Origin of the sequence: Xanthomonas sp. DAR 35659, from assembly GCF_041242975.1 — a bacterium.
Taxonomy (GTDB): domain Bacteria; phylum Pseudomonadota; class Gammaproteobacteria; order Xanthomonadales; family Xanthomonadaceae; genus Xanthomonas_A; species Xanthomonas_A medicagonis.
On record NZ_CP162488.1, the window covers coordinates 1,425,384 to 1,443,241 of the forward strand.

A 17,858-nucleotide genomic window follows, 5' to 3' on the forward strand; every position below is an offset into this window, starting at 1 on the left:
GAGGCGGAGTGAAATGGTAACTGGGCAGGACTTTTTGACCTTCGGATCTCCGCTCATTCAGGATGAGGAAATCCAGGAGGTAATGGCATGCATGGAATCAAGTTGGCTGGGGACAGGGCCGCGCGTAGCTAGATTTGAATCTGAGTTCGCAGCTTACAAAGGAGTCAATGCTTCGCAGGTGGCAGCGGTGAATTCGTGTACGGCCGCGTTGCATGTGAGTATGATTGCAGCTGGATTGGATCAAGGCGCAGAAGTTGTTACGACGCCCCTTACGTTCTGTGCGACCATTAACGCAATAATCCATTCGGGACTTACTCCGGTTCTGGCAGACGTGGATCCTGAGACACAATGTATTTCGCCTGCTGCCATTGAGGCGGCAATTACTCCAAAGACTCAGGCGATCTTATTGGTACATTTTGCTGGGCGCCCGTGTGAGATGGATGAAATAACAGCGATCGCTGAAAAGCATCGGTTGGTAGTTATCGAGGATTGCGCGCACGCTATTGAAACAGAGTTTGATGGTCGTAAGGCCGGGACATTGGGTGATTTTGGTTGTTTTAGCTTTTACGCCACTAAGAACGTCACCACTGGTGAAGGCGGAATGGTAGTTGGGAAAAGTGAAGCCGCCATTTCTAGGGCGCGTGTTCTGGCCCTGCATGGGATGAGTAAGGATGCCTGGCATCGTTTCGGCGACGAAGGATATAAGCACTATCAGGTGGTTGAGGCGGGTTTTAAATACAATATGATGGATCTGCAGGCGGCGATTGGTATACACCAGTTGGCGAGAGTGGCATCCAATTGGAGGTTGCGTGAGCTACTTTGGAATCGCTATATGAAGGAGCTCGGAGATCTTTCGCTGGGCCTTCCGGCCGCGCCCGCTCCCAATACCGTGCACGGATATCATCTCTTCACTGCAATGATTGATGTGGAAAGATGCGGCCTATCTCGCGATACATTTCTCGCTGGGATGAATTCCAAGGGTATCGGCACTGGTGTTCATTATGTCTCTATTCCTGAGCATCCATATTACCAAGAGCGTTTTGGGTGGGCACCAGAACAGTGGCCTAATGCTATGAAGATAGGCCGTCAAACAGTGAGTTTTCCACTATCACCAAAAATTTCAGAGCAAGACGCGACAAGGGTGATAAGCGCGGTGCACTCAATTTTGACGTGACACTCTTTGCCGGATGTGCAGTTTTTGGATGAAACGAGCCAGTAAACGCCATCGTATTCCTGGCAATGAACTGCCAAAACCCGCAACAGTGGTGGTTTTCTTTGTTAGTTCATTAACGAATTCCATTGTGTGCCTTGCTGAGCATTCGCCCTTGCTTAGGGCGACCAAGAATCTCTCAAGCTGCATCCAATGGAAGTATTCATCTCCGAATGTGGTTTTTTCGATTTTGTTGCCATTTAGAGCGGCAATGGAGCTTGCAACGATAGGGAATCCAGACCGCTCCATAAGACCTATTTGCAACCATGGTCTAGTGTTAAATTCAATCAGCTGCGCTATTCCCTGCGCGTCTGGCAAGTATGACAACTCGCAAACACCTATGATTTCGAACGCGTCCATGATACTTGTGGCTGAGGGCAGCAGGTCGTTGTGTTCGTCTATGCAAACCCAATACGCTGTCCCCCCTGTTGATGGGTATTTTGCCCTTTCGATAACCTGGCGAGCTTGAACGTGGCCATGCTGATCGCGAACAGCACAGACGCTCCGTTCTCGATTCGGTCCCGTATTAAAGCGCGGTTGCGCGATCCAGCGCTCACTGATTGCCCAGGCATTGCTTAAGCGGGTTACAATGGAGTTAATGCTCTCACTATGATCTTGTTGGGTAACTATCTTTGTGCCGCTGTTTCCAAGTGGCGATAGGTCCATGTGGATAGGTTTTAGTGCTGGTTTGAAAACGGCATCCAATCCTAGTTTTTCAATGGCTGCCGGTGCTTGCGTTGGGTCATCAAGTACGATCGACGTGGAGACGCAAGTCCCCCTCCCCCTGGTTGAGGCGAATTCGATGATCTCTGCTTTGTCCAAGCCTCCCATTCGTAAAGCCCTTGCTCGTGAAAATTCGCCATATTTTAGTACTTCATCTCGGCATTCATTGAGTAAGCGCAAGCCGCCATCTTCAGTCGGAAAAATTGGTAGTTTACGTGCCGCAAGATTGGATAACTTCGATAAGGTCCCAATAAATTTTTCGGGGAGGGCGTCCCAGTTGTGCAAAAGATGCGAGAGGTCGACGATGCCAACGCACGCAGGTGTATCTCGCAAAATGCTATTGGCAACCAGAGATAAAACAACATAACGCTTCCCAGCCACTTGTGCTGCTTCCGCCAGCGCTAGGCCAACAATTTCCGATCCGCCGCTAATAATTATAAAATCAGGTGGCTCGATGTTCATCATTTCTTATAGATAAAAAGATAGTTGTGATAGCTAAAGCGTGGGGGTGCCTTCTTTTTTGCCATTCGACTCAACTCCCATTCCGCTATGGCCGTAAACCAGCTCCTTGGTATAAGGCCATATCGAATAAGATAGATAGCCGGCCAACGACTGGCGCGGATGGGGGTTTTTATAATTAGGTTTAATCCGGCTTGGGAAAAAGTCTCTTCAAACCAGGGCTCTTGTAGGTAGCGATCGTCACCGGTTCGGATGTTTTCGATCACCACCAAATTGCCACCAGGTTTGACAAACTTAACGGCGTCACGGCAGATTTTGGCTTTCCCGAGTAGGTGCACCATGCGTGCTACGCCAAATAAGCAAACCAGATCAAATGATTCGTCCCGAAAGGGAAGTTGGGGAAGTGCTGCGTTGACTATTCCGACATACTGCGATTTTTCGGAAATGAATTTTAGAATTCGCAAAGACGGATCCAAGCCAATTACGTCATAGCCCAGCTCACCTATCACCTTGCCCATTCGGCCTAATCCACATCCTATATCCAAGGCGTAGCCTCTGCTTGGCCTCAAATACAGTTGTATGGCGCGTTCGTGCAAAATTTGAATGTACTCACTTTTGCGCCCGATACTATCAGCAGGGTCGGCGAGATTATTTCCGTCATCGTCGAATAAGGGTGCTTTGCCCCGGCCGTGACTCATTGGCTCTCCCTATAGGGTGCAAAGACTAATCCAAGAACAATGTCGGCTACCAGTAGTGATACTCGCCCAAGTACGGCTAAACCAGCGATCGCGTCAGCAGGAAAGTGACTTGCCATCAGCATGAACATCAATTCTCGGACACCAATGCCGGATGGGGTTATAACGCTGACATATCCGAAAAACCAAGCCGCCGTGTAGATGCCGCAGAGCCACACTCCATCCGCTGCTGTGAGCCCCGGCCATGCTATCCCGTAGGCAGACCACGCAAGCAAGTAGACCAGCCAGCTTGCTGTAAACCAACACCAAATGTCACGCTTTAGGCGTGATTTGGCCATCGCAAAAGGTTGTAGGGCATCGCATATACGTGATGTGGCATTGCCTGGAAGATGTCGCGCCAGCTTGATTATCGCGGTCATTGGTCGGGCGTTCCATAGGCACAGGTACAGCGTCAATCCTATGCCAAAAATGAGCATCCCAATTTTCAATTGAAACATTGTCCCAATGACTGTGGCGGCGACCCAAATGGCAAAAGCCGTTGTTAACGCCATATATGTTGCGTTGATGCTAATCCATTCGGCAAGGCTGGCGGATGTTCCGGTCCCTGATTGGTAGGCGATACCCCAAATTCGTCCTGGAAGATGCTTCATTAACTGTCCGGTGAAATACAGGTGTGCCAGTGACGTGCGTTTGTATGTGTGCGGTCGAATCTCAGCAAAGAGAGCGCGAAATCCTTCGAAAGCTAGGTAGCTAGATAAAGGGCATCCCATCAATCCCACAACTATCCAGCCTAGCTTTAGATGCGGAAGGCTGTGGCTCAGTGCGGGAAATGATTTCCATAATAGGTAGCCTGTCCATATCAGTGATGCCAGCGCAAGAGGCATGAGCAGCCACTGCAATCGGCTACGTTTCTTACGCATGTCCCACCAAGGAATCATGTATTTTTAAAGAAATTGCCGACAGGTCGAACTGTGTCGCGAGCTCGGTCATCCCGTTTGAAAGTTGGTAGGGGGTTGAATGGAGCGCAACCCTTATCGCATTATGGAAGGAGGGAGCATTTAAATTTTCGGCCAGAATTCCACCTGGCTTCTGTGCTAGTAGAGCTGGGATGTCTCCTGCCGGCATGGCGATTACGGGGCACTGCAACTTCATTGCGTCGGAGAAAATAATCGGGATACTTTCTATTCTTGATGGAATTAATAGCCAATCAGCACTGACTATGGCTCCTTCCGCAGAATTGCGATCCAGGAAGCCCTTGAGAACTACCGGCCTTCCTGCGGCCTTCAATCTCTGAACACTGGATTCGATCAATTTTTGTTCAGGTCCGCCGCCACAGATATGTAACACCTCAATGCGTTTCCAATCATCCTCGTTTAATAAATCGATTGCTTCCAAAAGTAGATCCGCACCCTTGTTTACATGCCATCGTCCTAGAAAAAGCAAGCGATATGGTGGCGCAATGCGAAGCGGTTCTATGCGTATCTGTGTGACTTGCCTAGTACTCGGTAGAAAATCAACTTCCCTTCCAGCAATGGCTTTAGTTTCCTCGGCAAGCTTTAAGCCATCAGACCAACAGTGGCGAGCATCTTGCAGTACTCTGCGCAAAAATGATTTGACAATCGGGATGCGTCCTAGGCTCCATATGTCGCTCCCTAAAGTCCATACGGAGTAGTCGACGTCATACTTACGAGCGCAATACCTGGCCCATTCGCCACATGGCAGTGCCCATAGCGCCAGAATGTGAGTTGCCGAGCCATCCTCCAGAGATGCGGCAGTAGCCGAGCGGCCTGTACGCATAACCTTCAGGATTCGCCATGCGTCTGCAGGATTCCAAAGCTTGAGGGTAGACAGAGGTTGGTCGGGAGTTTGATATCGAAAGATTTCGATGCCTTCGTGCCACTGCTCCCTTTCTGTTTTACGACCAGGTGCAACCACTCTCACCCGCGTCAGCTTACTGAGTTCAATAGCTAAATCTGCGACGAACGCGCCAGCCGCCTCGCTTCCGTCTCCAGAGATTGGAAAAGACGACGTGACAATCACCAATGTGGGTGGCTTGCTCATTTTTTGTATGCTTTAACACTGTAGCCGGCCGTCAGAGCGGGCCATGACGGAAGCATCCAGCCAAACAGGCGACCGCCAATGTTGATCAAGGGAACCATCAATGAAAGAAGTGGCAGCAGGATTAATGCTGGGTGCCGCTTGGTAAGCGCTGTGCTATACATGCCGCCAATCGCGAGATTGCACAGCAATGCTGCTGTTTCCGCGCTTCCAAGCGTGGGGGTTGGGGGCTCCACGATCATCCCTGCACGCTCAAGGTCGCGCAGCAGGCCATAACAAGTCGGACGCTGGTAATCATGCGGAGCATCGTGCACTGGGTAGAGGAAAGGGACGCTAAGAAGTAGTACGCCGCCGGGCTTCAGAACCCTTGCAATTTCTGCTATGGCGCACACCGGGGTTCGCAGGTGTTCTAGGACTTCCAGCATCAAGATGGTATCTACTACACCATCTTGTAATGGAAGGTGTGCCGCGTCAGCGAATAGGGTTGGACACGATCCATACATCTTTCCACCTGTCATTGGGTAATCTAGGCTGATGTATTGGCAATGCTCAGGAATGTATTCATTTATCCACTGATCTGCACAGCCTATATCCAGTATCACGCCGCCTGCATTCTGGCCGACCCATGTCCCCGTTCTTTTTTTGGAATTGCTAAGTAGCCACTGTGGGTGCAGTGGAGTAAATGCAACAGGCTTTAACCAGCGGCGGATAGAGGCGGCCTGCATATCAACTGTCGCGCCGATAGGTAAGGTTCGTAATCTGCTCGGAAATCAGCCCGATCAAAAAAATGATCACCGCAGCGCTGAACAACAAGGTGCTCATGTTGGTAAAACGATGCATGGTCGTAAAGGTGTAGCCGTAATAAACGAGCCCGAGTACAAAAAAAGCTATCGAAACAGGCATGAACAGCTTCAGCGGCGAATACAGCGTGGCGATCTTGAAGATGATCAGCAGGAATCGGACGCCATCCTTCAGTGGGCGGATGTGGCTGCCGTTGCCGACACGCTTCGCCACCGGGATTGGCACGTAAGCTACCGGGTAGGCGCTGCGGAAGAACGCCATCGTGCTGGTGGTGGGGTAGCTGAAGCCGTTCGGAAGCAGGTGAAGGAACTCGCGGAACCTCTCGGCGCGCACCGCGCGGAAGCCGGACGTGAGGTCTTTCACCTCAAAGCCGGTCATGCGGCTTGCTAGCCAGTTGTAGAAGCGGTTGGCCAGGCCGCGATGCACGCTGGCCTGGCCACTGCTGTCGCGCGCGCCAACGACCATGTCGTAGCCTTGGCTGAGCTTGACTAGCAGTTTCTGAATGTCGGCGGGGTCGTGCTGACCGTCTGCGTCCATGAACACAAGGATGGTCCCACTCGCTGCGCGCGCTCCACGCTTGATCGCAGCGCCGTTGCCCATCGAGTAGGGGCTGGTAACGACCCTGGCGCCGTGTTCGCTTGCCACCAATGCCGTCGTGTCAGTGGAGCCGTCGTCGACCACGATGATCTCGGCATCCGGCATCTGTTCGCGTAGTCGGGGCAGCGTGCGTGACAGGCCGGCCTCCTCATTCTTTGCCGGCAGGATGATGCTGATCTTGTCCAAAGGTCGACCCCTATGTCCCCATGACTATGTTAATCGCAGTTGCGACCGGATTCATGGCGTGTCGCGGCAGGGCCTGTCGCATGCCTCTCTACCAGGGGCGATTGGATAGGAATTGCAGTATCTTTGGTCGGTAAGAATGGGGGCATGTCCTATGAACGCAGCTGTCTCGGCCAATCTCGTCGGCATCACCGGCATCGCACGCCGCCTGGTCCAGGACGGCGCCATCGAGGAGGCCGCCGCGCGGACCGCCATGGCGCATGCCGCGGAGGCCAAGATCCCGCTGCCGCAGTGGTTTTCGGAGAAGAAGCTGGTCACCGCGGCGCAACTGGCGGCGGCCAATGCGGTCGAGTTCGGGATGCCGCTGCTGGACGTGTCGGTGTTCGACGCCAACCAGAGCGCGATCAAGCTGGTCAGCGAGGAGCTGTTGCAGAAGCACCAGGTGCTGCCGCTGTTCAAGCGCGGCAACCGCTTGTTCGTCGGGGTCAGCAATCCGACCCAGACCCGGGCGCTGGACGACATCAAGTTCCACACCAACCTGACCGTCGAGCCGATCCTGGTCGACGAGGACCAGATCCGGCGCACGCTGGAGCAGTGGCAGGCCAGTAACAACGCCATCGGCGATGCGCTGGGCGACGACGACGAGGGGATGGGCAACCTCGAGGTCGGTGCCGGCGACGAGGACATGGGCGGCAGCGGCGACACCGGCGTCGATGCCAAGGGCGACGATACGCCCGTGGTCAAGTTCGTGAACAAGGTGCTGGTCGATGCGATCCGCCGTGGCGCTTCGGACATCCATTTCGAGCCGTACGAGGACGACTACCGGGTGCGCCTGCGCATCGATGGCCTGCTCAAGAGCGTGGCCAAGGCGCCGGTCAAGCTCAACCAGCGCATCGCCGCGCGCCTGAAGGTGATGTCGCAGCTGGACATCGCCGAGAAGCGGGTGCCGCAGGACGGGCGCATCAAGCTCAACCTGTCCAAGAGCAAGCAGATCGACTTCCGCGTCAGCACGCTGCCGACGCTTTTCGGCGAGAAGATCGTGCTGCGTATCCTCGACGGCAGCGCGGCCAAGCTGGGCATCGACAAGCTCGGTTACGAGCCGGAGCAGCAGAAGCTGTTCCTGGACGCGATCCACAAGCCCTACGGGATGGTGCTGGTCACCGGCCCCACCGGGTCGGGCAAGACGGTGTCGCTGTACACCGCGCTGGGCATCCTCAACGACGATACCCGCAACATCTCCACCGCCGAGGATCCGGTTGAAATCCGCTTGCCCGGGGTCAACCAGGTCCAGCAGAACAACAAGCGCGGCATGACCTTCGCCGCGGCGTTGCGCTCGTTCCTGCGCCAGGATCCGGACATCATCATGGTGGGCGAAATCCGCGACCTGGAAACCGCCGAGATCGCGATCAAGGCGGCGCAGACCGGCCACATGGTGCTGTCCACGCTGCATACCAACGATGCGCCGCAGACCATCGCGCGCCTGATGAACATGGGCATCGCGCCGTACAACATCACCAGTTCGGTGACGCTGGTGATCGCGCAGCGCCTGGCGCGGCGGCTGTGCAACAACTGCAAGCGGGTGGCCCCGACCATGCCGGAGAACGCGTTGCTGAAGGAGGGCTTCACCGAGGCCGAGATCGCCGCCGGCATCCAGCTGTACGAGGCGGTGGGCTGCGACGAATGCACCGAAGGCTACAAGGGCCGCACCGGCATCTACCAGGTGATGCCGATGAACGACGAGATCGCGGCGATCGTGCTGCAGGGCGGCAACGCGATGGACATCGCCGAGGCCGCGCAGAAGATCGGGGTCAAGGACCTGCGCCAGTCGGCGCTGCTCAAGGCGCGCAACGGCATCACCAGCCTGGCCGAGATCAACCGCGTCACCAAGGATTGAGCGGGAGTGGGGTCCAGCCTGCAGCCGCTGAATGCGTGACGGCTGGCTTCGCGGTCAGTTCGATCCCAAGCGCCTTCATCACGGCCAGGGTGGTCCGCAGCGTCGGATTCCCGTCCTCGCTGAAGGAGCGATAGAGCTGTTCCCGGGAAAGGCCGGTTTGTCGCGCGATCTGGGTCATGCCCTTGGCTCGGGCAACGATGCCAAGGGCGTGGGCGATGAAGCCGGGGTCGTTGGTCGCGAAAGCGCCCGCCATGAAGTCGGCAATCGCCTGGTCGGAGTTCAAGTCTTCGGCCGGATCGTAGGTGGTCAGGTTTTGGGTCATGGTAATTGGCTCCATTCGTCGGCAAGGCGTTTGGCGGTCTTGATGTCCTTCGCTTGCGTGCTTTTGTCGCCGCCGCACAGCAAGACGATGATCGTGTTGCCACGTCGCTGGAAATACACCCGATAACCGGGGCCGTAGTGGATACGGAGTTCGCTGATGCCTTGCCCGACCGGCTCCGTATCGCCCGCGTGGCCATAGGCAAGTCGGGTCAAGCGCAAGGCAATCGCGGTGCGGGCGCGCTCGTCTTTCAGCCTCGTGCGCCACTTGCGAAAGGTCTCGGTCTGCTTGAGTTCGATCACGGCTCAAGTGTAGTTCAAAAAATACAGGCCTGCCAGGTGTTGTGGGCCTGCTGAGATCGATCGTTGTAAAGAATTGAGGTGCCGGGATTCGGCATTCGGGATTGGGGATTCGCAAATGCGGCGCAACGACGCTTCACCTGGGCCTTGACCCGGCTTTGTTGCTTTGGGGAACCCGGCAGAAGGCCGGAGCGCTCTGCTTTTACGAATCCCCACTCCCGATTCCCCATTCCCGGCTTTCCTACTCCATCCCCAACTTCTTGAGCTTGTAGCGCAGCGCGCGGAAGGTGATGCCGAGCTGGGCGGCGGTGCGGGTCTTGTTCCAGCGATTCTCCTCCAGCGCCTTCTGGATCGCGGCGCGCTCGAGCTGCTCGATGTAGGAGGGCAGGGCGGAGGAGGTCGGGTCGATGTCGACCACGCCGGGCGGTAGCGCCGGGGCGGCTTCGGCCGCGGCGCGGGCGCTGTTGCCGGGCTGCGGCAGGTGCAGGTCGGCGGCGCCGATCTGGTCGTCCTCGGCCATCGCCAGGGCGCGTTCGAGGATGTTCTCCAGTTCGCGCACGTTGCCGGGGAAGGGGTAGCGGTTCAATGCGTCCAGCGCCGATGGCGACAGCAGCGGGGTGATCCGGCCGTGGCTCTTGGCCAGCCGCGCCAGGATCGCCGCGGCCAGTTGCGGCAGGTCGCCGCCGCGCTCGCGCAGCGGCGGCACGCGCAGTTCGATGACGTTGATGCGGTAGTACAGGTCGTGGCGGAAGCGGCCCTCGGCGACCAGGTCGGCCAGGTCCTTGTGGGTAGCCGAAAGGATGCGCACGTCGGTCGGAACTTCGACCGAGGCGCCGACCGGGCGCACCGATTTCTCCTGGATCGCGCGCAGCAGCTTGACCTGCATCGGCAGCGGCAGTTCGGCCACCTCGTCCAGAAACAGGGTGCCGCCGTGCGCGGCCTGGAACAGGCCGGCCTGGTCGGCGTGGGCGCCGGTGAAGCTGCCCTTGCGGTGGCCGAAGAATTCGCTTTCCATCAGTTCGGCGGGGATCGCGCCGCAGTTGACCGGCACGAACGGCCCGGCCGCGCGCGCGCCCTGTTCGTGGATGGTGCGCGCGACCAGTTCCTTGCCCACGCCGGACTCGCCCAGGATGTAGACCGGCGCCTGGCTGCGCGCGACCTTGGCGATGGTGGCGCGCAGTGCGTCCATCGCGGTCGAGGCGCCGAGCAGGCGGCTGGCCTGCTCCGGCGGCGGCGCCGGCGGCGCGGGGCGTTCGCTGTTGTTGAGTTCCAGCGCGTGCTTGACCAGGCCGCGCAGCACGTGGATGTCCACCGGCTTGCTGACGAAGTCGAAGGCGCCGGCCTTCAGCGCTTCCACCGCCAGGTCCATGCTGCCGAACGCGGTGATCATCGCCACCGGGGTGCGCGGGTAGTGCTTGGCGATTTCGCTGACCAGTTCGATGCCGTTGCCGTCGGGCAGGCGCATGTCGGTGATGCACAGGTCGTAGGGATTGCTGGCCAGCAGTTCGCGGGCCTCTGCCAGGTTGGCCGCGGTGCTGATGCGCAGCCCCATCCGGCCCAAGGTCAGCACCAGCAACTCGCGGATATCGCGTTCGTCGTCGACGACCAGGGCGCTTCGGGTTTCGTTCATGTTGGGAAAAGATAGCCCAGGTCCGGGGGAATGCGCCAATTTATCGACGCGGGCGAGCGCATGACGGAGCGATTCTCAACCAGAGAGCATGGTGTGCGGCCCGGGCAGGACCACGCGGAAGCAGGCGCCGCCCGCCGGCACCGGCACGTACTCCAGCCGCGCCTGGTTGGCCCGGCACAGCTCGCGGGCGATGTACAGGCCCAGCCCGGTGCCGTGCTCGGAGGTGGTGAAGAAGGGGCGGAACAGTTGCGCGGCCACCGCGTCGGGGATGCCGGGGCCGCGGTCCATCACGTCGACGATCGCGTTGCGCTCCTGCACCGCCACGCGCAGCCGCACCCGCGCCGGCTCCTCCATCACCCGGCCGTACTTGAGCGCGTTGTGCACCAGCGCGCTGAGGATCTGGTGCAGGTGCTTGGGATCGACCAGCGCCTGCACCGGTTGCGGGGACAGGATCGCTTCCAGGCTGTCGGTCTCGATCGACAGGGTCTGCTTGTACTCGAGCACGAAGCGGCGCACGAACACGCCCAGGTCCAGGTTCTCCGGATTGGAGCGCTCGCGCCGGGCCAGGCCCAGCACGCTCTCGACGATGCCGTTGGTGCGTTGGCACTGCAGGTGGATGATCTGCAGCAGGCGGCGGTCGGCATCGCCGATCGCCGGCGACTCCTCGAGTAACTGCGAGGCGTAGCTGATCGCCGCCAGCGGGTTGCGGATCTCGTGCGCCAGGCTGGCCGAGAAGCGGCCCAGCGCCGACAGGGTCAGCGACTCGGCGCGGCGCGACACCACCGTGGCATCGTCCAGGAACACCAGGGTCAGGTCGCCTTCCTTCAGCAACCGGGCGAAGCGCGGTTGCACTTCCGGCTGGTCGGGCGACAGCTGCAACGGGGTCTCTTCCTGGTTCCAGCCGTTGCGCCAGCGCTGCAGGCGCCGCGCTAGTTCCGGCGCGGCGCTGAGCAGGTCCAGGCGGCCGCTGGCGCTGTTGCCGTCGGCATCGCCGAGCAGCGCCGAAGCGGCCTCGTTGGCCAGGGTCACCCGGTTCTGCGCATCCACCACCAGCACCCCGGTGCGCATGCGACGGATGATCAATTCGTTGATTTCGTAGAGATTCTCGACCTCGGCGCCGCGCTGGTCGGCCAGGGTCTGGCTGCTGCGCGCGCGCTGCCCGATCTGGTAGCAGATGTAGGCCACGGCCAGGTAGCTGGTGGCGAACATCGCCAGTTCGGCCAGGCTGCGGGTGTTCTCGCCGCCGTCCAGCGAGGTCCACAGGTATTCCAGCACGGTCGCCGCGGCGGCGATCACGGCGACGCCGAAGCCGTAGCGCAGCCGCAGCAGCATGGCCGCGGCGGCGACGTTGAACAGCAGCATCATCGCGATGCCGGCGTTGGCCGCCGGCAGCGCATGCGCCGCCAGGGTGGCGGCGACGATGTCGGCGGTCGCGCTGCAGGACACGATCAGGGTCAGGTAGCGTTCGTTGCGGCCCCACAGCAACAGCAGCAGCGCCACCACCAGGTAGGCGCCCGCCAGCCCGGCCGCCAGTTGCGGGAAACGCGGTGTGCCGACCAGGGTGCTCAAGGGGCTGAACACCAAGGCCGCGATCAGCCCGGCCACCAGCACCCGGTACAGCGCGAAGAAATACAGTTCGCGGCGGGGGATGGACTCGATACGGTCGATGAGCGAAGCGCTTGCGGGCAAGCCGGACTCCAGCCAGGCGGCAGACGGCGCGAGTATAGGCGCGGCGCCGGGGAATGCGATGGCGGTCCGGGTCCGGGGCGCCAGCACCGGCCGGTGCAGGGCCTGCGCGGGTGCCGGCGGCCCGGTCCGCGCGCGTCGTCAGGCCCGTCTGGACGCGCCGCGTCAAGCCGCCATGGGCGGGCGCGGACCGGCGCTTTTGCGCCGCCGCCCAGGGTCGGCGACAATATGCGGCCCGTCCGTACCGCTCCCGGCCGCCACTCAGGTTCCGGATCGCTGCGGGACGGTCGTTCCTTTTCCCACGGTGACGCATGAATTTCCACGAATATCAGGCAAAACAACTGCTTGCCGAGTACGGCATCCCGGTCCCGGCCGGCAAGGTCGCGGCGACTCCGGAAGAAGCGGTTGAAGCCGCCAAGTCGCTTGGCGCTGGCCCTTGGATGGTCAAGGCGCAGATCCACGCAGGTGGCCGCGGCAAGGCCGGCGGCGTCAAGTTCTGCAAGACCACCGACGATGTGAAGGCCGTTGCCGAGAAGCTGCTCGGCACCAAGATGGCCACCTACCAGACCGCCGGCGTCGAGCTGCCGATCAACCTAGTGCTGGTGACCACCGCCGGCGAGATCGTCAAGGAGCTGTACCTGTCGGTGCTGGTCGACCGCGGCACCCGCACCATCAGCTACATCGCATCGAGCGAAGGCGGCATGGAAATCGAACAGGTCGCCGCCGAGACCCCGGACAAGATCCACACGCTCAACGTCGACTTCGTCGAAGGCGTACAGGGTTACCACGGCCGCGACATCGGCTTCAAGATGGGCCTGACCGCCAAGCAGGCCGGCCAGTTCGCCAGCATCATGGTCAACCTGTACCGCATCTTCAACGAGAAGGACCTGGCGCTGGTGGAGATCAATCCGCTGGCCATCCTGGACGACGGCAACCTCTACGCGCTGGACGGCAAGTTCAACAGCGACGACAACGCCAACTTCCGCCACAAGGAACTGGTCGCCATGCGCGACAAGTCCCAGGAAGACGAGACCGAAGTGACCGCTTCGGAGCTGGACATCAACTACGTCACCATGGACGGCAACATCGGCTGCATGGTCAACGGCGCCGGTCTGGCCATGGCGACCATGGACGTGATCAAGCTCAACGGCGGCGAGCCGGCGAACTTCCTGGACGTGGGCGGCGGTGCCAACAAGCAGCGCGTGATCGAGGCGTTCAAGCTGATCCTGTCCTCGGACAAGGTCGAAGGCATCTTCGTCAACATCTTCGGTGGCATCGTCCGCTGCGACATGATCGCCGAGGGCATCATCGCGGCGGTCAAGGAAGTGGGCGTCAAGGTTCCGGTCGTGGTGCGCCTGGAAGGCACCAACGTGGAAGAGGGCAAGCAGCTGCTGCGCGACAGCGGCATGGCCATCATCCCGGCCGACAACATCAACGACGGCGCCAAGAAGGTCGTTGAAGCTGTCAAGAACGCCGCCTGATCCACGACACCAAGGAACTCCAATGTCTGTTTTGATCAACAAGAACACCAAGGTAATCGTGCAGGGCTTCACCGGCCAGCAGGGCACCTTCCACGCCACCCAGATGATCGAGTACGGCACCCAGGTCGTCGGCGGCGTCACCCCGGGCAAGGGTGGCACCACCCACATCGACCTGCCGGTGTTCAACACCGTGGCCGATGCCGTGCAGAGCACGGGCGCCGACGCCTCGGTGATCTACGTGCCGCCGCCGTTCGCGGCCGATGCGATCCTGGAAGCGGCCGCCGCCGGCATCAAGGTCATCGTCTGCATCACCGAAGGCATCCCGGTGCTGGACATGCTGCGCGTGAAGAACGTGCTGACCCGCTCCTTCCCGGAGACCGTGCTGATCGGGCCGAACTGCCCCGGCGTGATCACCCCGGGCGAGTGCAAGATCGGCATCATGCCGGGCCACATCCACAAGCCGGGCAAGATCGGCATCGTCTCGCGTTCGGGCACGCTGACCTACGAAGCGGTCAAGCAGACCACCGAAGTCGGCTTGGGCCAGTCCACCTGCATCGGCATCGGCGGCGACCCGATCAACGGCCTGAACTTCGTCGACTGCCTCAAGCTGTTCAACGAGGATCCGCAGACCGAAGGCATCATCATGGTCGGCGAAATCGGCGGCGACGCCGAGGAAGCCGGTGCCGAGTACATCGCCAAGCACGTCAAGAAGCCGGTGGTCGGCTTCATCGCCGGTGCGTCGGCGCCGGCCGGCAAGCGCATGGGCCACGCCGGTGCGATCGCCTCGGGCGGCAAGGGCACGGCCGAAGGCAAGTTCGCGGCGATGGAAGCCGCTGGCGTCAAGACCGTCCGCTCGCCGGGCGACCTGGGTGCGGCGATCGCCTCGCTGGTGAAGTAAGCCGTTAGCGCCGCGGCAGTGATTCGCCTTCGGGTGCGTCGCTGTCGCAGCTGCTGTCCGGAAAGGCCTCGCGCGAGCGAGGCCTTTTTTTCGTTTCCGGAGGCCTGGTGCGCGGGACGGCGGCGGTATCCGTGGTGGGGCGGGGCGGGTCGGACGGCCGCGCGATGCCGCCGGCCAGCTCCTGCGCAATCAAGCGTTTGCGCCATCCCCGCGGTCGCCACTCGTCCCTGTGCTCCCGCCACTGGTCCCCCGGCCTGGCAATGCCGTCCCTGCGTTGCTGACACGGCCCTGGGCAGTGCCCACACTGGCGCCACTTTCTTCGGCAGCGACAGGAGCGGATGCGTGATCAGGCGATGGTGGGCAGCGGTATGCGGGGCGGGCGTGGCGATGGGCATCGGCGGCATCTGCGCGGCGGCGCCGGGCGACTGGGCCAATTACGCCGGCGCGCCGGGCGGCGGGCAGTATTCGCCGCTGACCCAGATCACCCCGGACAATGTCGGCCGGCTGCGCATCGCCTGGTCGTTCCGTACCGGCGAACTCGGCGCGGGCCTGCCCGATCCGGAACGGCGTCGCTTCGAGGCCAATCCGCTGGTGCTGGGCGGGCGCATGTACCTCACCACCGGGACCGGCATCGCGTTCGCCCTGGATGCGGCCAGCGGCCGCGAATTGTGGTCGTTCGACGCCAAGGTCGCGCGCGACAAGCACTACAGCGACCCGGCCTCGCGCGGAGTGACGTTCTGGCGCGACTCCCAGGCCGCCGCCGGCGCATGCCGCGAGCGCATCGTGTTCGGCACGCTGGATGCGCGGCTGATCGCACTGGATGCGGCCGACGGCCGGCCCTGCACCGGATTCGGCAAGGACGGCACGATCGACCTGCACGCCGGGGTCGATGTGCACGATACGGCCAGCGACGCCTGGTCCAACTATGCGGTGACCTCGCCGCCGGTGGTGGCCGGCGACGTGCTGGTGGTCGGCAGCTCGATCGGCGACAACCGCGGGCATGCGCTGGAGCAGGGCGTGGTGCGCGGCTACGACGCGCGCAGCGGCCGCGAATTGTGGCGCTGGGACCCGGTGCCGCGCGATCCGGCCAAGGCCACCGCCGCGGGCTGGCAGCCGGAGCAGGCGGCCACGGTCGGCGGCGGCAATGCCTGGGCGCCGCTGTCGGTGGATCCGGCGCTGGGCCTGGTGTACGTGCCGACCGGCTCGGCCAGTCCCGACTACTACGGTGGCGAGCGCCTCGGCGACAACCGCGATGCCGACTCGCTGGTGGCGCTGGACCTGCACAGCGGGCGCCGGGTGTGGGCGCAGCAGTTGGTGCATCACGACCTGTGGGACTACGACCAGGCCTCGCAGCCGGTGCTGACCACGGTGCAGACCGCGCAAGGCCCGCGCGCGGCGGTGCTGCAGGCGACCAAGACCGGCTTCCTGTTCGCCTTCGACCGCCGCGACGGCACGCCGCTGTTCCCGATCAGCGAGGTGCCGGTGCCGGCCTCCGACGTGCCGGGCGAACGCGCCTCGCCGACCCAGCCGATGCCCGAGCCGGGGCTGCGTCTCGCGCGGCATACCCCGCTGACCGCCGCCGATGCCTGGGGGGCGACTCCCGCCGCGCGCCGCGAATGCGAAGCGCTGATCGCCGGGCTGCGTTCGGAAGGGTTGTTCACGCCGCCCAGCGTACGCGGCACGATCGCGCTGCCGGGCTGGGCCGGCGGCGTGAACTGGGGCGGCATCGCGGTGGATCCGCAGCGGCAGCTGGCGATCATGCCGGTGTCGGACCTGCCGATGCAGGTGGCGTTGATTCCGCGCGAGCGGTTCAGCGAGGCGGAGCACGCGCGCCATCCGGACCAGCAGTTCAACGACATGGAGGGCACGCCGTACTACATGCGCCGCGGCATGCTGAGCTCGTCCGGGGGCATTCCCTGCGTCAAGCCGCCGTGGGGGAGGCTGGTGGCGGTGGACCTGCGCACGCGCAAGATCGCCTGGGAACGCCCGCTCGGCACCTTGGAGGAGAAGCTGCCGTGGCTGCCGCTGGACGTGGGCACGCCGCTGCTCGGCGGCGCGGTGACCACCGCCAGCGGCCTGACCTTCATCGCCGCGGCCGCCGACTCCCGCCTGCGCGCGCTCGACAGCGCCACGGGCGAGACCCTGTGGGATGCCAAGTTGCCAGCCGGCGGCCAGGCCACGCCCTCGGTCTATGCGGTGGGTGGCAAGCAGTACGTGGTGATCGCCGCGGGTGGACGCGAGGGCATGGGTACGATGGGCGACTACGTGGTGGCCTATACGCTCGATGGCGAGGGCAAGGAGGTGGTGTTCCAGCACGGCGTCGCCGCGCGCATGGCGACGCTGGCCGCGGTCGCGTTGGCGCTGGTCGCGGGTGTGGTGGCGGTGTGGCGGCGCTGGCGCCGGCGGCGCCGTGCACGGGCTGGCAATCGCGGCAACGGCTGATGCGATGCGCGAAATGCCGCTCCTTGTAGGAGCGGCTTCAGCCGCGACGCGCGGTCTGTCAGCGCCCGACTTCGGAGCCAGTCGGGACTGAAGCCCCTCCCGCAATGCACCCAGCCCGCCTTCGGCATGCTGCTCCTTGTAGATACCGTCTTCCCCCTAACAGGCAAGGGCCTTTTGAGGGTCGAAGGGCGTGCGCGATTTGAGCACGCCGTAGGCGATATGCAGCAGCTTGCGCATGGCGGCGCAGATGATCTGCTTGTTGGCCTTGCCGCGTTCGCGCAGGCGTTGTTTCAGCGCACGCACGACCGGGTTGTGGGTCATGGCGACCAAGGCCGGCAGGAACAGGCCGGCGCGCAGGCGTGGGGAGCCGGTACGGGAGATGCAGACCTGCCCCTTGCGCTTGCCGGACTCCTGCAGCCGCGACGCGCGATCTGTCAGCGCCCGACTTCGAAGTCAGTCGGGACGGAAATCCCTCCCGAAGTG

15 protein-coding genes and 1 pseudogene are annotated in these 17,858 nt (G+C 61.7%); 5 read left to right on the plus strand and 11 right to left on the minus strand.

All coding sequences use genetic code 11. The annotated features are described in order from the left end of the window. Positions 1-13 precede the first annotated feature (13 nt). A complete protein-coding gene (locus AB3X07_RS06090) occupies positions 14-1,174 on the plus strand; it encodes a DegT/DnrJ/EryC1/StrS family aminotransferase (RefSeq protein WP_369943547.1) in 1,161 nt (386 codons plus the stop codon). On the opposite strand, the gene AB3X07_RS06095 is transcribed toward AB3X07_RS06090, so the two are convergent. The 6 genes from AB3X07_RS06095 to AB3X07_RS06120 are packed head-to-tail and all read right to left on the minus strand — an operon-like array spanning position 1,160 to position 6,729. Next, the gene (locus tag AB3X07_RS06095) at positions 1,160-2,395 is read right to left on the minus strand and encodes a hypothetical protein (RefSeq protein WP_369943548.1); all 1,236 of its coding nucleotides are present in this window, start codon (positions 2,393-2,395) and stop codon (positions 1,160-1,162) included. The genes AB3X07_RS06090 and AB3X07_RS06095 overlap by 15 nt on opposite strands. Further along, complete coding sequence (locus tag AB3X07_RS06100) at positions 2,395-3,090, minus strand: class I SAM-dependent DNA methyltransferase (protein WP_369943549.1); 696 nt, start codon at positions 3,088-3,090, stop codon at positions 2,395-2,397. The genes AB3X07_RS06095 and AB3X07_RS06100 overlap by 1 nt, the downstream gene beginning before the upstream one ends. Next, a complete protein-coding gene (locus AB3X07_RS06105; RefSeq protein WP_369943550.1) occupies positions 3,087-4,007 on the minus strand; it encodes a hypothetical protein in 921 nt (306 codons plus the stop codon). Before AB3X07_RS06105 ends, AB3X07_RS06100 begins: the two co-directional genes overlap by 4 nt. Then, positions 4,000-5,148, minus strand: coding sequence for a glycosyltransferase (locus tag AB3X07_RS06110; protein WP_369943551.1), 1,149 nt, complete (start codon positions 5,146-5,148; stop codon positions 4,000-4,002). Before AB3X07_RS06110 ends, AB3X07_RS06105 begins: the two co-directional genes overlap by 8 nt. Next, positions 5,145-5,870, minus strand: coding sequence for a class I SAM-dependent methyltransferase (locus tag AB3X07_RS06115; protein ID WP_369943552.1), 726 nt, complete (start codon positions 5,868-5,870; stop codon positions 5,145-5,147). The genes AB3X07_RS06110 and AB3X07_RS06115 overlap by 4 nt, the downstream gene beginning before the upstream one ends. Before the next feature lies 1 nt (position 5,871). Next, a complete protein-coding gene (locus AB3X07_RS06120) occupies positions 5,872-6,729 on the minus strand; it encodes a glycosyltransferase family 2 protein (protein ID WP_369943553.1) in 858 nt (285 codons plus the stop codon). Between the two features lie 151 nt (positions 6,730-6,880). Between AB3X07_RS06120 and pilB the strand changes: the two genes are divergently transcribed. Continuing rightward, entirely contained in the window at positions 6,881-8,620 is a 1,740-nt protein-coding gene (gene pilB, locus AB3X07_RS06125; RefSeq protein WP_369943554.1) for a type IV-A pilus assembly ATPase PilB, read from the plus strand. On the opposite strand, the gene AB3X07_RS06130 is transcribed toward pilB, so the two are convergent. The 4 genes from AB3X07_RS06130 to AB3X07_RS06145 all read right to left on the minus strand — a co-directional run bounded on the left by AB3X07_RS06130 (position 8,607) and on the right by AB3X07_RS06145 (position 12,557). Further along, a complete protein-coding gene (locus AB3X07_RS06130; protein ID WP_369943555.1) occupies positions 8,607-8,942 on the minus strand; it encodes an addiction module antidote protein in 336 nt (111 codons plus the stop codon). The two genes, pilB and AB3X07_RS06130, sit on opposite strands and share 14 nt — an antisense overlap. After that, complete coding sequence (locus tag AB3X07_RS06135) at positions 8,939-9,241, minus strand: type II toxin-antitoxin system RelE/ParE family toxin (RefSeq protein ID WP_369943556.1); 303 nt, start codon at positions 9,239-9,241, stop codon at positions 8,939-8,941. The genes AB3X07_RS06130 and AB3X07_RS06135 overlap by 4 nt, the downstream gene beginning before the upstream one ends. 238 nt (positions 9,242-9,479) lie before the next feature. After that, positions 9,480-10,868: a sigma-54-dependent transcriptional regulator gene (locus AB3X07_RS06140; RefSeq protein WP_369943557.1), complete on the minus strand. Its 1,389-nt coding sequence runs from the start codon at positions 10,866-10,868 to the stop codon at positions 9,480-9,482. A 75-nt stretch (positions 10,869-10,943) separates the two neighbouring features. After that, positions 10,944-12,557, minus strand: a complete 1,614-nt coding sequence (locus tag AB3X07_RS06145) for a sensor histidine kinase (RefSeq protein WP_369943558.1) — start codon at positions 12,555-12,557, stop codon at positions 10,944-10,946. Positions 12,558-12,865: 308 nt separating this feature from the next. Here AB3X07_RS06145 and sucC point away from each other — a divergent pair, with 308 nt between their 5' ends. The 3 genes from sucC to AB3X07_RS06160 all read left to right on the plus strand — a co-directional run bounded on the left by sucC (position 12,866) and on the right by AB3X07_RS06160 (position 17,375). Beyond that, on the plus strand, positions 12,866-14,035 hold the full coding sequence (gene sucC, locus AB3X07_RS06150) for an ADP-forming succinate--CoA ligase subunit beta (RefSeq protein WP_010342227.1): 1,170 nt from the start codon (positions 12,866-12,868) through the stop codon (positions 14,033-14,035). 22 nt (positions 14,036-14,057) lie between these two features. Continuing rightward, entirely contained in the window at positions 14,058-14,933 is an 876-nt protein-coding gene (gene sucD / locus AB3X07_RS06155) for a succinate--CoA ligase subunit alpha (protein WP_026144653.1), read from the plus strand. Between the two features lie 342 nt (positions 14,934-15,275). Continuing rightward, on the plus strand, positions 15,276-17,375 hold the full coding sequence (locus AB3X07_RS06160; protein ID WP_369943559.1) for a pyrroloquinoline quinone-dependent dehydrogenase: 2,100 nt from the start codon (positions 15,276-15,278) through the stop codon (positions 17,373-17,375). Between the two features lie 156 nt (positions 17,376-17,531). Here AB3X07_RS06160 and AB3X07_RS06165 read toward each other — a convergent pair. Then, a pseudogene (locus AB3X07_RS06165) lies at positions 17,532-17,795 on the minus strand (transposase); the annotation flags it as partial. Between the last annotated feature and the right edge of the window lie 63 nt (positions 17,796-17,858).

What these genes read in the sequence shown, in the direction of transcription:
- AB3X07_RS06115 (WP_369943552.1), bottom strand. Translation starts at nt 5,870, where the DNA reads ATGCAGGCCGCCTCTATCCGCCGCTGGTTAAAGCCTGTTGCATTTACT.
- AB3X07_RS06110 (WP_369943551.1), bottom strand. Translation starts at nt 5,148, where the DNA reads ATGAGCAAGCCACCCACATTGGTGATTGTCACGTCGTCTTTTCCAATC.
- sucD (WP_026144653.1), top strand. Translation starts at nt 14,058, where the DNA reads ATGTCTGTTTTGATCAACAAGAACACCAAGGTAATCGTGCAGGGCTTC.
- pilB (WP_369943554.1), top strand. Translation starts at nt 6,881, where the DNA reads ATGAACGCAGCTGTCTCGGCCAATCTCGTCGGCATCACCGGCATCGCA.
- AB3X07_RS06140 (WP_369943557.1), bottom strand. Translation starts at nt 10,868, where the DNA reads ATGAACGAAACCCGAAGCGCCCTGGTCGTCGACGACGAACGCGATATC.
- AB3X07_RS06105 (WP_369943550.1), bottom strand. Translation starts at nt 4,007, where the DNA reads ATGCGTAAGAAACGTAGCCGATTGCAGTGGCTGCTCATGCCTCTTGCG.
- sucC (WP_010342227.1), top strand. Translation starts at nt 12,866, where the DNA reads ATGAATTTCCACGAATATCAGGCAAAACAACTGCTTGCCGAGTACGGC.
- AB3X07_RS06130 (WP_369943555.1), bottom strand. Translation starts at nt 8,942, where the DNA reads ATGACCCAAAACCTGACCACCTACGATCCGGCCGAAGACTTGAACTCC.
- AB3X07_RS06100 (WP_369943549.1), bottom strand. Translation starts at nt 3,090, where the DNA reads ATGAGTCACGGCCGGGGCAAAGCACCCTTATTCGACGATGACGGAAAT.
- AB3X07_RS06090 (WP_369943547.1), top strand. Translation starts at nt 14, where the DNA reads ATGGTAACTGGGCAGGACTTTTTGACCTTCGGATCTCCGCTCATTCAG.
- AB3X07_RS06095 (WP_369943548.1), bottom strand. Translation starts at nt 2,395, where the DNA reads ATGAACATCGAGCCACCTGATTTTATAATTATTAGCGGCGGATCGGAA.